Below are 12,199 nucleotides of genomic sequence, written 5' to 3'. Positions count from 1 at the left end.
CCTGCTCCCGGTCAAGGCTTCCAGGATCTGTTCCCAGAGCCCCGCGAGAGTCCATCGGCGGAACTGTCGGTAGAAACTCGACCACTTCCCAAACTCCTCAGGCAGGTCTCGCCATGGGGCACCTGTACGTGCAATCCAGAAAACGCCATCAAGAAAAAGGCGATGGTTGGTAGGTTTGCGCCCGTTCGGGGCACGGACCGAAAGGATGAACCGTTCAAAGAACGCCCACTCCTCGTCCGGCATTAGACTTCGTGCTAAGCTGGCCTCCATCGCAGATACCGGCTTGAATAACGATCAGAGGTCGCTGTGAATCCCTTTCATCAACACGACCTAAGGTACTATAGGCGACGACTTGAACCCCAAAGAGAACCAGGCCGAATACATGGATGAGTTCACGAATTCGACCTTCATAATCAAGCATCAGAATTGACACGATCTGGCCGATGCAAATTGCTGCAACAAATAGTCCAATATCAAAAACCAAAAAGTTGCGCTCAAGTATCACTGTGTATGCCGTGAATACTGTCACAATCGAAATAGCAGTAATTGCGAGGCTAAATCCCTTAGCACTAAATACGTCCCTTCTTGTAAGTTGGGGTGGAAGCGGCATTAGGCAGGACCAAAAAAATCCTGGCCTAAAAGTCAGCTTTAAGTGTTCCCAAATTGACTCGTTGACAGCTGCCACAAGCGCCACTGGTGCCCAACTTCCCAGCAAAACATATGCAAAGTACAGCCCGGATCTGAGTAGGATCATCAGGATCGCCCCAATCGCTTCGAGCCAAACTATTCGGGAAGAGGGTTCCAGCATGTTTGGATCCCCCAATCCAGATTGTCGTATACTTTGCTTAGATTCTCAAAAGTGAAATGCCCACAGGACATAGAAGGTCTACAAATAGCTTTCACCGCCCATGGTGAGCGGCAATGCCCAAGTCCTTGTAAGAGTTTCTTAAAGTTGACCCTCATCGATTTTCAAACCGCAGTTGCGGTCATTGCCATGCGCTACAATAGACCGTAGGCTTGATTAAAAACCGGGGTAGAGCATGCACGCTAAAAGGTGGGTTATATTATCGGCTGGATTTATTGCTCTGGCCACGGCGTCGTGTTCAGACCTGTATCCTGACGCCGATGTCATGCCCACTCGCGCTGATGGAGCGGCCTTTTTCTCAGAAAACTGTACTTCTTGTCATGGTGTGGATGGTAGAGGCGGTGGCCCGGCAAGCAGCGGTCTTTCTGTTGCGCCAACAGATTTGACAACATTGAGCGCGAAGAACGGAGGCACTTTCCCTCAAGCACGCGCACTTAGCTACATCTACGGCGACCCGGAAAACAGCCATCTTGCTCGGGTTATGCCGGAGTTTGGCGGGGAAATGGTGGAAGACCTAGTTCCGGTTGAAATCGAGGGTGTCTTGACGCCCACTCCGCGGGAATTAGCGGGTTTATTGTTCTTCTTAGAAAGTATCCAACAGTAGATTAGTGATCTTGGCGTTAGATCAGAAATTGACAGTTTGTCGGTGTTCTGGATTTGCACCTTTTTTGACCAGGTGACTATTGCAGACCCAGCATTGTGAAGCGCCGTGGTCTGCTATGCGTAAGCAGTCACTCAAAATAATCTGGCCGAATTGGCGTGCCGAGCCCAATTCTGGCAAACTGCGAGTTGACATATGATTTATGTCAAAGAGCCGAGCACCGTCACATGCTAAATACCGAATGTTAAATGGTGAAGCTGTTCTGAGCTCGCTGCTGCCTGTCCCCATCAATCGGTTTTGGGCCACAGGATAGCGAACGTTATATGGTAAAGGACCGACGTTGACCGGAGGAAGATGTCGGTTCATTTTTGTTGTAGAAACTCTCGTTTAGCAAAGGACCTCCAGCTTATGAGGTACTTTATGATCGCTGCAAGCATGGGCATTTCTTCGGTTGCAACGATATCTGCGGCCGACGAGTTTTCGGACCTTGGGAAAGACCTTTTTGTCGAGCATTGCGCCAGGTGTCACGGAGTCGATGCGACAGGAGATGGGCCTGACGCCACTGATTTGAAAACACAGCCTGCTGATTTAACAAAGATTTCCGAACGCCGGGGGGGCGTGTGGCCCATGTTGGAGGTCATGTCGATCTTGGACGGTTATTTGAAATTACAAGAACCACGCGATGACATGCCGATAATCACCGAATTGAATGACGGCCCTGCTGTCGAATTCGATACGGGCAACGGTTTGGTTGCGCGTATTCCTTCCAGACTTATCGAAATTGCTGAGTATTTGGAGAGTATTCAGTCTCCGAAGCCGGAACGGTATGTTCCGTGAAGTTCTGCTCCACAGCTAAGTACGCTATAGAGTGCTGCGTTGAGTGCCCTGATCTCGCTATTCTTGCCGGAGGCGGAAACAGCAAGGGAGACACGAATTTGCCAGATGCTGTACGACGTATGAGTGACCAGAAGCTAACACTAAGCTGCCATCAGACCACCAGCTTCGCCTGCGATATCGACTATGCAGTCATCGCCGGTCTGAATGCGATTTGCCGGACTTTCCCCTCGGAGTTCTGAATTGGGTGAGGTTAACCAGAATGCGCATTGCCACGGCGTCATTTCACGTGGCAGGGCTTTCAACACTTTTTCCATCAAAGGAAGCGGGGTTCCATCCTCAGCAAACTGGAAAGATGGATAGGCGTTGGCCCCTTTGTAAGGCAAAGAAAGTACCTTCCCGGTTCTTGTCCAGATATCGGCTATCCGCGTGATCTGCCAGGAGCCATTTTGCCATTGTGCGTGCACGCCGGCATCGTCCAACAACGAATACTCAAGCGCAAAATCATCCATCCGGATGTCATTGACTGCGCTACAATGTCCCTCGAAACTATGCAAATACATCTACTTACTCACCGAACTCGCTAACAACTCATGAAACGATACTGACAAGAAATCGTTCTAGCCAAAGTTAAGAAGTTCACATTGGGCGAATTAAACTTCAGCTAACCTCGTTTTTTTAATCTAGCGCGCTGAAATTATTGTTGGTTTGCTTACAATGGCTCGCCGTTCGTATGCTCGTAAAACCAGTTCTGAATTCGTGGCTTTGTTACTCATTGGGGTAGTAATCCTCACAAGTTGAGGGCATTGGCCATGGATCTACCGAACCAATCTCTGGTTTGTGAGTGATCAACATCTACGTATTGGACAAAGCCACCAGTCACTCTGTCCAGTGTTGGAAACGAGTACCGAGGGTGAACTTTCTTTTCTACGATCACGATCCTCTTCGTCTGACACTCCCGCAAAAAGACAAAAGGTCCCGATCCTAAGATTGGCGTGACACCAAGCGCGATGGGGAGGTTTTGCATTTCTACCGATCTAAATTCCTTTCTCAGGTCACAATACGGACTGATCATTCCAAAATTTCTCTACCGCCACCTTGAATTTCTGGACCGACCATTCCACATCTTGCTCATGAGCAAAGAAACTCTCGCAGTTGGCGACATCAAATCACCCGCAGGCCCGGGTAGGCCTCGCGCCTTTGACGAAGCTGAGGCTTTGGAAAAAGCCTTGTGCGTTTTTTGGCACAAGGGCTACGAGACCGCGTCCGTGGACGATCTGACCAAGGCCATGGGTTTGAGCCGTTCCAGCTTCTATGGAACGTTCGTCAACAAGCAGACTTTATTTCACAAAGCCCTCAGGCACTATTCAAGGCGTGGTTTGAAAAATCTGCGTGACGTTGCAGATGCGGGCGGAAATGACCCCGTTGGTGCGATAATGGAAGCTTTGGCGAACCCGCAAGGCGGTCGTGACGGCTGCATGCTGATCAATTGCCTAACGGAACTTGCCCCGCATGACAATGAAGTGGCGGCTCTCGGACGACAGCATTTGGAGAGTATTGACGAGATTATTGCAAGAGCGCTTGAGCCTTCGGATCCGGGACAGGTACTCGACAAGGCACGCGCCTTTGCCTCCCTTGCAATTGGCACGCTAGCCTTGCGCAAGGCGGGCATTCCCTCTGAGCAGATTTCGCAAACCCTGAAACAAGCCCGGTTGGTGATTTCGCCATAAGGCCTCCCGCTACAACAAGGAAATGAAACCTAACACAAACTCAATCAAGAGACAGTGACCCTAATATTGGACTAATTGGTCCAATAATATCTGAACGAAGTTTACCAAAGAAGGAAGCAGCAATGGCTGATGAAAAACTGTTCTCCGGCATCAAAGCTGGTGCAATCGAGCTGAAAAACCGCGTTGTCATGGCGCCACTGACCCGCAACCGGGCAAGAGCCGAAGATGACAGCGTCCATGAATTGCAGACCAAGTACTACGTGCAACGGGCGGGTGCTGGATTGATCATCACGGAAGCTTCGCAAATCTCGCCCCAAGGCAAAGGCTATGCCTGGACACCTGGCATTTATTCCGAAGCACAGATCGACGGCTGGAGAAAAGTGACTGAGGCCGTCCATGCTGAGGGCGGCAAGATCGTGATCCAGCTTTGGCATGTGGGCCGGATTTCGCATACCAGCTTACAGCCGGATGGTGGTGCCCCTGTTGCGCCATCTGCGATCGGCGCTAAGGCCAAGACCTTTGATGGTGAGCAGTTCGTCGAAACATCTGAGCCGCGGGCTCTGGCCGTCGAAGAAATTGCTGGCATCGTTGCTGACTACCGGAGGGCCGCGGAAAACGCCAAGGAGGCCGGTTTCGACGGTGTCGAGGTCCATGCAGCCAACGGATACCTTATCGATCAGTTCCTGAGGGACGAGTCCAACAAGCGTGAAGACGAATACGGCGGTCCTGTCGAGAACAGAGCACGGTTTCTGAAAGAGGTCATGGACGCAGTTGTTGACGTGTGGGGCGCCGACCGTGTTGGTGTCCGCCTAAGCCCGTTCTCGGACGCCAACAACATCTCCGACAGCGACCCGCAGGCGACATTCACTCATGCGGTCAAATTGCTGAATGGCTATGGGCTGGCCTATCTCCATCTTGTGGAGGGACAGACCGGCGGCCCCCGCGATATTCCGAAAGGTGGCGATCTGAAGATGCTCTATGATCTGTTTGACGGTGCGAAAATGGGCAACAACGCTTATGACCGAGACATGGCGATTGAAGCGGTTGAAACCGGAGCCGTCGATCTGGTGGCCTTTGGTCGGCCGTTTATTTCCAATCCTGATCTTGTCAACCGGTTGGAGAAAGGCGCCGCTCTGAATGAGCTCGATCCAACCACGCTCTACGGCGGCAATGAAAAAGGGTACACCGACTACCCGGCACTGGAAGAGGAAGCTGTTGCTGCAGAGTGATACATCGCTCTTAACTCTGTAGTGACAAGCAATACCAAGCAAAGTGAGCGCGTCGGTTTGGACGCGCTCACTTGGCAATTACGGAGATATCCATTCTTGAAGCGAGGATCTATCACAAGCCCTCGAAAGAACTGCTTCCCTATGATCAGGGTCGAATATTTCCAATAAGAATTTACTCTTGATTGAGAAACGCCCGGCTTTAGTTGAAGAAGATGTTTGGTGACTACCATCAATTGAGCGCGTTTCTCGAACCGCGCAATGTTATGGGCAAATCGTGCAAATTTATGCGCAAAAGTCTTCAATTTTTGTGAGTAAAATCAATGGCGGCGATGCAGCGTTATGAGAGCACCTACAATTTTTATGGGTGCGTGCCAATTTGCTGTGTCAGAAACCCTGCGCCGCGTTTGCACGTGATACGTCACGGAACTGCGCGGTTTTGGCCCGCGACTGATCTCCATGTGTTTTGACCGGTTATTCTGACGCGGAGGTCTGCGCGACGTAGTCTGCTATCGCAGCGCGGCTGCCATGTCTCCAGATCTTGGTCAGCCAAAAAGAAAAGGCCTGACCAAAGCGGGTTTCACGGCCAATCTCGCCGTAATACTGATCCTGCTCGATCCACAGTTTCGGATCATCTCTGGACGCCAGCGCGATGTGCTGAAGAGCGTCCCAATGGGGGTCGTTTGGCGCAATTTCAGACCCATCCTCGCGCCTGCCTGCACACATCCGGCACCAGAATGCCTCGGCCAGGGCCAGCCCGCTGGGGGCAGGGCCCGAGGCAACTGCGTCACGCAGCGAAGGCAGCAAGAAACCGGGATGCCGTGAGGATCCGTCAAACGCGACGCGGCGCGTGGTGTCATGGATGGCGGTGTTTGCAAATCGCTTTTCGACCAGATCAAGATATTCACTTGGTTTAGCGCCGGGGACAGCAGCGACATGCGGGAGGATTTCTTCTGCCTGAACTTTAGCGAAAAACGCCAGGATATCAGAGTCCTGCATGCATCGTGAAATCGTCGGGACGTTCAGGATTTCTCCGACGTTCGCAAGCAGCTGATGACCGCCGTTCAAAATACGCAGTTTCATCGTCTCATAGCTATGAACATCGTGGGTCAGTGTGACACCGACTTGTTCGAGCGGCGGACGCCCTGCGCAAAAATTGTCCTCGATCACCCATTGGCGAAAGTTTTCATGTGAGACAGGGACGCGGTCATCGATTCCAAGTCCGTGGCATTGCGAAACAACCTGCTCTGTCGTAGCGGGTACAATGCAATCCACCATCGAATTGGGAAATGCGCCATATTGGTCGATCCATGTGGCTAGATTCGGGTCAGACATACGCGCCAAACCAACAATGCAGTTTCGCAGGATCACCCCGTTGCCCTGAAGGTTGTCGCAGCTGAGTGTGGTAAAGGGTTTCAAACCCTCCTTCTTGCGCTGTCGAAGAGCTGCAACAATGGCGCCAAACGCGGTTCGCGGCTGGTCTGGATGGGCGGCATCGTATCGAATGTCTTCGTGATCGGCGTTGAACGCGCCGGTATTGGCGTCCAGAAAATAGCCGCCCTCGGTCACTGTAAGCGACACAATCCGGATGGACGGATCGGCCATCTGCCGGATCAGCGTCGCATTGCCCTCTTCGATTGGCAGGTAGTCGATCATGGCTCCGACAATTTCGGCGGATATTCCCTTTGGGTCCAGCTCGATCAGTGTTGTCAGACAGTCCTGCGCCAGCAACCTCTCTCGCATTTCGGCATCATAGCTGCGGACACCGGCCCCGATGATCGCCCAGTCCAGTGCTTGGCCCTGTTGCATCAACTGGTGGATATACCAGGCCTGATGCGCGCGGTGAAAATTGCCCAGCCCGATATGGACGATGCCGGGTTTCAGGTCTGTGGGCAGGTAATTCGGTGTCCTGACAGTCGCAGGCATATCTGCAAGGCTGTCGCGCCGCAGCCGCACCGGGGTATTTGCGTTTGCCAGAGGATCCATCAGCTCATCCAGTTCCCGCCGTCGACATTATAGGTTTGCGCGACGATATACTGCGCCTCGTCTGAGGCCAGAAACACGGCCATTCCGGTCAGGTCCTCGGCACGGCCCATCCGACCGTGCGGCACCGCTGCGGCTACCTCGCGTTTCTTCTGCCCGGGCTCTTTGCCCTCATGCTTTGCAAAAAAGGCGTCCACACCATCCCAGTGTTCGCCATCGACAACCCCCGGAGCAATGGCATTTACGTTGATGCCGTGTTGGATCAGGTTCAGCCCTGCAGATTGGGTAAGCGAAATGATAGCGGCTTTGCTTGCGCAATAGACGGCGACCAGAGGCTCGCCCCGTCGTCCGGCTTGCGATGCCATGTTGATGATCCGGCCTTTGGTCCCGTGTTTGACCATATGGCGCGCGACGGCCTGCATCGTGAACAAGGCGCCTGAGACGTTGATGTCGAAAACTCGGTTGTAGTCGGCACGCTCGATTTCAACGATTGGTGCTGCAGTAAAGATGGCGGCGTTATTGATCAGAATGTCGATGGGACCGAAATGTGAAGCCGTCTTTGCCACCGCTGCATCGATGCTCTGCTGGTTGGTCACATCCATCTCGATAGCCAAAGCGGCCTCACCGATTTCGGCGGCCGCGGCTTGCACGCGCGCGCCGTCAATGTCGGCTAGCGCGACACGGGCCCCTTCGGCAACATAGGCTTTGGCAAAAGCCAGTCCGATGCCACGCGCGGCCCCGGTAATCAGGGCGGTTTTACCGACCAGACGTGTCATTCGATCCGCAGGCCCTTTGCGTCAAACCGATGGATCACATCCGCGCGTGGCGTCAGATAGATACGGTCGCCGTGGTTGAAGCCAACTTCACCCCCCGCTCGTACGGTGATCGTGTCCGCAAGGCCGGTTTCGTGAATGTGGAAGAACGTGTCCGAGCCCAGATGTTCGGAAACCCCAACCACCCCGGACCAGGTGCCGGAACTGTCGGATACCTCCAGATGCTCGGGGCGGACCCCGATCGTATGGGCGTCATGTTTCGCGGCCTCTTCACCCGAAATGAAGTTCATTTTGGGTGAGCCGATAAAGCCCGCGACAAACAGGTTTCGCGGAGTCTTATACAGCTCGAGCGGGCTGCCCACCTGTTCGATCACACCGGCCTGCAGCACGACGATCTTGTCGGCCATCGTCATCGCCTCGACCTGGTCGTGGGTCACATAGATCATCGTGGTTGCAAGACGCTTATGCAGCTCGCTGATTTCGAGCCGCATTCCAACGCGCAAGGCGGCGTCGAGGTTCGAGAGTGGCTCGTCAAACAGAAACGCCGCAGGCTCACGTACGATGGCGCGGCCAATGGCAACGCGCTGGCGTTGACCGCCGGACAGTTGCCCCGGTCGGCGGTCCAGATAATCGGTCAGGTTCAGAACATCGGCTGCGCCCTCGACGCGGCGGTCGATCTCGGCCTGATCCAGCTTGGCCATGCGTAGCGGGAACGCGATGTTCTTGCGCACCGTCATATGCGGGTACAGCGCGTAGGACTGGAACACCATCGCCAGACCGCGCTTTGCGGGCGGCACATCGGTGGCATCCGCCCCGTCAATGTCGATATTGCCCGAGGTGATATCCTCCAGCCCGGCAATCAGCCGCAACAAGGTGGACTTGCCACAGCCCGAGGGGCCGACGAAGACGGTGAATTCGCCATCTTGAATGGTCAGATCCAGCGGCGGAATGACTTCAACGTCGCCAAATTTCTTGGTCACGGATTTGAGTTGAATGCGTCCCATGCGGAGTTTTCCTTATTTCACGGCGCCGAAGGTCAGGCCGCGGACAAGTTGTTTCTGGCTGAACCAGCCAAGGATCAGGATTGGTGCGATTGCCATGGTCGATGCCGCGCTGAGCTTGGCAAAGAACAGGCCTTCGGGGCTGGAATAGCTGGCGATGAAGGCCGTCAGCGGTGCCGCGTCAACTGCGGTCAGGTTGAGGGTCCAGAACGCCTCGTTCCAGGCGAGGATAAAGTTCAACAGGATGGTCGAGGCGATACCGGGCACCGCCATCGGCGTCAGCACGTAAAGGATTTCTTCCTTCAGCGTTGCCCCGTCCATGCGGGCGGCTTCCAGGATCTCGCCGGGGATTTCGCGGAAATAGGTGTAGAGCATCCATACAATGATCGGCAGGTTGATCAGCATCAGAACCACAACCAGACCTGCGCGACTGTCCAAAAGCCCAAGCCGGATGAACAGCAGGTAGATCGGGTATAGAACACCGACCGCAGGCAGCATCTTGGTGGACAGCATCCACAGCAGGATGTCCTTGGTGCGTTTTGATGGCACAAAGGCCATCGCCCAGGCGGCGGGCACCGCGATGATCACGCCCAATATGGTCGAACCACCCGCGATGATCACCGAATTCCACAGGAACCGCATATAGTCCGAGCGTTCCTGAACGATGGCATAGTTTTCCAGCGTCCAGTCAAAGTTCAGAAACAGCGGCGGGCTGGCGATGGCCTGTGCTTCGGTCTTGAAGCTGGTCAGGATGGTCCAGAGGATCGGGAAAAAGATCAGCAGACCAACGGCCCATGCCAGGGCGGTGTTAAGCGACTTGCGACGGGGTGTAACTGAGCGGCTCATATCGTTACCTCCTCACGCGTCCAGGTTCTTGCCGACGATGCGCATCAGGAAGATCGCAACGATATTGGCAAGGATGATTGCATAGACACCTCCGGCTGATCCAAGGCCGACGTTCTGGCCCTCTAGCACGCGCTGGAAGATCAGGTAGGTGAGTGTACGGGTGCCGAAGGCGCCGCCGGTGGTCACGAAGATTTCGGCGAAGATCGACAGCAGGAAAATGGTCTGGATCAGGATCACGATGGTGATCGCGCGGCTTAGATGCGGCAGGATGATATGGTAAAAGCGCTTGAGCGGTGGCGCGCCGTCCATTTCTGCGGCCTCCAACTGTTCACTGTCCAGCGACTGGATCGCGGTCAGCAGGATCAGCGTCGCAAACGGCAGCCATTGCCACGATACGATCATGATGATTGACGTCATCGAAGCCTCGGATAGCCAGGAAACTGGCTCAGCCCCGAAAAAGCGCCACAGATGGGCCAGCAACCCGTTGACCGGGTCCATGAACATGTTTTTCCAGACCAATGCGGAAACGGTCGGCATCACAAAGAAAGGAGCGATCACTAGGATGCGGACAACGCCTTGGCCCCACATCGGCTGATCCAGCAGCATTGCCAGAAGGATGCCCAGAACAACCGTGATAGCAAGCACGCCGCCGACGATCATCAGCGTGGCCTGAACCGCGGGCCAGAAGGAACTGGAGGAGACGAACCGGACGTAGTTGTCCAAGCCGACCCATCCCAGATCACCGCCGCGCAGGGGCAGGTATTTCTTGAAGGAAAAATACAGCGTCATCGTCAGAGGCACGAGCATCCAGCCAAGAAGCAGGATCACTGCAGGTGCCATCATCAGGCGTGCAACTGATCGGGAATGTTGAGTAGCCATGACGCAAAACCTCTCTGTTCAGGCATAGCTCAGCCTGCGAGAAAAACGCGAGTTGTGGAAGGGTGAAGCGGGGGACAGACGTCTGTCCACCCGCTGGGAAGGAGGCCTTAGTAGCCTGCGGCTTCCATTTCTTCGGCAGTGAAGGCTTGCGCTTTGGCAAGAGCTTCTTCTACCGTTTGCTGCCCGGCATAAACTGCCGAGAACTCCTGGCTCACCTGCGTGGCGATACCTGCGAATTCCGGGATCGCTGCAAACTGAATACCAACGTAAGGCACTGGCTTTACAGTCGGATTGTTCGGATCAGCCGACAGGATCGAGTCCAACGTCATCTTGGCGAACGGAACCGCCTGATAGTCCGGATTTTCGTACAGCGACGTACGTGCGCCCGGAGGCACGTTGGCCCAGCCTTCGTTTTCGGCTACGAGTTCGATGTAGTCTTTGGATGTTGCCCACTCAATGAACTGTTTGGCCGAGTCTGCTTGTTCCGTACCAGCCGGAATTGCCAGAGCCCACGCCCACAACCAATTCGAGCGCTTGCCAAGCCCCGTGTCGGGTGCAAGTGCAAAGCCGACGCTATCCGCGACTGTCGAGTCGGTCGGGTTGGTCACGAAAGAGGCCGCAACCGTTGCGTCGATCCACATGCCGCATTTGCCCTGCTGGAACAACGACAGGTTTTCGTTAAATCCGTTAGTGGCGTAACCTGCGGGGCCGGACTCGTTCATCATACCCACGTAGAAGTTCAACGTGTCAGCCCATTCAGGCTGATCGAACTGCGGCTTCCAATCTTCATCAAACCAGCGCGCACCAAAGGAATTGGACATCGCTGTGATGAAAGCACCGCCTTCGCCCCAACCGGCCTTGCCGCGCAGGCAAATACCGTTGATATCAGCGTCGCGATCGGTCATCGCAGCAGCCGCTTCGCGGATGAACTCCCAAGTCGGAGCGTCCGGCATTTCCATACCCGCTTTTTCCATCAGGTCAGTGCGATACATGATCATCGAGCTTTCGCCGTAGAACGGAGCCGCGTAGAGCGTTCCATCATGGCTAAGGCCGCCTGACATGGCGGGCAGGATGTCACCTACGTCGTATTCATCCGACAGCCCGTCCAGGGGTACCAGCCAGCCGTTCGCGCCCCAGATCGGCGTCTCGTACATGCCGATGGTCATGATGTCGAATTGGCCACCTTTGGTCGTGATATCCGTTGTCACGCGCTGGCGCAGCACGTTTTCTTCCAACGTAACCCACTCGACATCGATGCCGGTCGCTTCGGTGAATTTATCGGTATAGCCCTGCATCCGGATCATGTCGCCGTTGTTCACGGTCGCTATTGTTAAGGTATCCGCTTGGGCTGCTGCCGTGGCGACGAAAGTCATTGCTGTCGCCGCACGAAGTGCGTTCTTGAGATACATCCTTGTCCTCCCTGAGCTTGGATGTTGTTTGGACAGGGTAAGGGGAAAATTG

At 54.6% G+C, this 12,199-nt stretch carries 13 protein-coding genes; 4 read left to right on the top strand and 9 right to left on the bottom strand.

The genetic code is table 11. The annotated features are described in order from the left end of the window. Both AC2FLB_RS20530 and AC2FLB_RS20525 read right to left on the bottom strand, forming a co-directional pair. Positions 1-270: transposase (locus tag AC2FLB_RS20530; protein ID WP_496709980.1), on the bottom strand; the 270-nt coding region annotated here is incomplete at its 3' end. Next, positions 215-808: a DUF6512 family protein gene (locus tag AC2FLB_RS20525; RefSeq protein ID WP_496709979.1), complete on the bottom strand. Its 594-nt coding sequence runs from the start codon at positions 806-808 to the stop codon at positions 215-217. The genes AC2FLB_RS20530 and AC2FLB_RS20525, both read right to left, overlap by 56 nt. Before the next feature lie 232 nt (positions 809-1,040). Between AC2FLB_RS20525 and AC2FLB_RS20520 the strand changes: the two genes are divergently transcribed. Both AC2FLB_RS20520 and AC2FLB_RS20515 read left to right on the top strand, forming a co-directional pair. Then, complete coding sequence (locus AC2FLB_RS20520; protein ID WP_496709978.1) at positions 1,041-1,469, top strand: c-type cytochrome; 429 nt, start codon at positions 1,041-1,043, stop codon at positions 1,467-1,469. A gap of 351 nt (positions 1,470-1,820) precedes the next feature. Then, the gene (locus AC2FLB_RS20515) at positions 1,821-2,303 is read left to right on the top strand and encodes a c-type cytochrome (RefSeq protein ID WP_496703743.1); all 483 of its coding nucleotides are present in this window, start codon (positions 1,821-1,823) and stop codon (positions 2,301-2,303) included. Between the two features lie 140 nt (positions 2,304-2,443). Here AC2FLB_RS20515 and AC2FLB_RS20510 read toward each other — a convergent pair whose 3' ends face one another. Beyond that, a complete protein-coding gene (locus tag AC2FLB_RS20510; protein ID WP_282022420.1) occupies positions 2,444-2,812 on the bottom strand; it encodes a hypothetical protein in 369 nt (122 codons plus the stop codon). 621 nt (positions 2,813-3,433) lie between these two features. On the opposite strand from AC2FLB_RS20510, the gene AC2FLB_RS20505 reads away from it, so the two are divergent. Next, the gene (locus AC2FLB_RS20505; RefSeq protein ID WP_496693114.1) at positions 3,434-4,030 is read left to right on the top strand and encodes a TetR/AcrR family transcriptional regulator; all 597 of its coding nucleotides are present in this window, start codon (positions 3,434-3,436) and stop codon (positions 4,028-4,030) included. A 122-nt stretch (positions 4,031-4,152) separates the two neighbouring features. Then, positions 4,153-5,259, top strand: a complete 1,107-nt coding sequence (locus AC2FLB_RS20500) for an alkene reductase (protein WP_496693113.1) — start codon at positions 4,153-4,155, stop codon at positions 5,257-5,259. Between the two features lie 471 nt (positions 5,260-5,730). On the opposite strand, the gene AC2FLB_RS20495 is transcribed toward AC2FLB_RS20500, so the two are convergent. The 6 genes from AC2FLB_RS20495 to AC2FLB_RS20470 all read right to left on the bottom strand — a co-directional run bounded on the left by AC2FLB_RS20495 (position 5,731) and on the right by AC2FLB_RS20470 (position 12,147). Beyond that, positions 5,731-7,242 (bottom strand): mannitol dehydrogenase family protein, encoded by a 1,512-nt coding sequence (locus tag AC2FLB_RS20495; RefSeq protein ID WP_496709977.1) that lies wholly within the window; start codon positions 7,240-7,242, stop codon positions 5,731-5,733. Further along, a complete protein-coding gene (locus AC2FLB_RS20490) occupies positions 7,242-8,015 on the bottom strand; it encodes an L-iditol 2-dehydrogenase (RefSeq protein WP_496709976.1) in 774 nt (257 codons plus the stop codon). Before AC2FLB_RS20490 ends, AC2FLB_RS20495 begins: the two co-directional genes overlap by 1 nt. After that, a complete protein-coding gene (locus tag AC2FLB_RS20485) occupies positions 8,012-9,016 on the bottom strand; it encodes an ABC transporter ATP-binding protein (protein WP_496709975.1) in 1,005 nt (334 codons plus the stop codon). The genes AC2FLB_RS20490 and AC2FLB_RS20485 overlap by 4 nt, the downstream gene beginning before the upstream one ends. A gap of 12 nt (positions 9,017-9,028) precedes the next feature. Then, positions 9,029-9,859, bottom strand: coding sequence for a carbohydrate ABC transporter permease (locus AC2FLB_RS20480; protein WP_142639541.1), 831 nt, complete (start codon positions 9,857-9,859; stop codon positions 9,029-9,031). A gap of 12 nt (positions 9,860-9,871) precedes the next feature. Then, positions 9,872-10,738: a carbohydrate ABC transporter permease gene (locus AC2FLB_RS20475; protein ID WP_142639539.1), complete on the bottom strand. Its 867-nt coding sequence runs from the start codon at positions 10,736-10,738 to the stop codon at positions 9,872-9,874. Between the two features lie 107 nt (positions 10,739-10,845). Beyond that, positions 10,846-12,147 (bottom strand): ABC transporter substrate-binding protein, encoded by a 1,302-nt coding sequence (locus AC2FLB_RS20470; RefSeq protein ID WP_271951885.1) that lies wholly within the window; start codon positions 12,145-12,147, stop codon positions 10,846-10,848. Between the last annotated feature and the right edge of the window lie 52 nt (positions 12,148-12,199).

The sequence above is a fragment of the Ruegeria sp. CDSA236 genome (genome assembly GCF_059611285.1).
Note: the sequence above shows the minus strand (reverse complement) of the source record. Positions and strands in the feature narration are given on the sequence as shown.

Bases quoted from the DNA above. Each gene is read 5' to 3' on its own strand.
- AC2FLB_RS20525 (WP_496709979.1), bottom strand. From the start codon at position 808: ATGCTGGAACCCTCTTCCCGAATAGTTTGGCTCGAAGCGATTGGGGCG.
- AC2FLB_RS20520 (WP_496709978.1), top strand. From the start codon at position 1,041: ATGCACGCTAAAAGGTGGGTTATATTATCGGCTGGATTTATTGCTCTG.
- AC2FLB_RS20515 (WP_496703743.1), top strand. From the start codon at position 1,821: ATGTCGGTTCATTTTTGTTGTAGAAACTCTCGTTTAGCAAAGGACCTC.
- AC2FLB_RS20510 (WP_282022420.1), bottom strand. From the start codon at position 2,812: ATGGATGATTTTGCGCTTGAGTATTCGTTGTTGGACGATGCCGGCGTG.
- AC2FLB_RS20505 (WP_496693114.1), top strand. From the start codon at position 3,434: ATGAGCAAAGAAACTCTCGCAGTTGGCGACATCAAATCACCCGCAGGC.
- AC2FLB_RS20500 (WP_496693113.1), top strand. From the start codon at position 4,153: ATGGCTGATGAAAAACTGTTCTCCGGCATCAAAGCTGGTGCAATCGAG.
- AC2FLB_RS20495 (WP_496709977.1), bottom strand. From the start codon at position 7,242: ATGGATCCTCTGGCAAACGCAAATACCCCGGTGCGGCTGCGGCGCGAC.
- AC2FLB_RS20490 (WP_496709976.1), bottom strand. From the start codon at position 8,015: ATGACACGTCTGGTCGGTAAAACCGCCCTGATTACCGGGGCCGCGCGT.
- AC2FLB_RS20485 (WP_496709975.1), bottom strand. From the start codon at position 9,016: ATGGGACGCATTCAACTCAAATCCGTGACCAAGAAATTTGGCGACGTT.
- AC2FLB_RS20480 (WP_142639541.1), bottom strand. From the start codon at position 9,859: ATGAGCCGCTCAGTTACACCCCGTCGCAAGTCGCTTAACACCGCCCTG.
- AC2FLB_RS20475 (WP_142639539.1), bottom strand. From the start codon at position 10,738: ATGGCTACTCAACATTCCCGATCAGTTGCACGCCTGATGATGGCACCT.
- AC2FLB_RS20470 (WP_271951885.1), bottom strand. From the start codon at position 12,147: ATGTATCTCAAGAACGCACTTCGTGCGGCGACAGCAATGACTTTCGTC.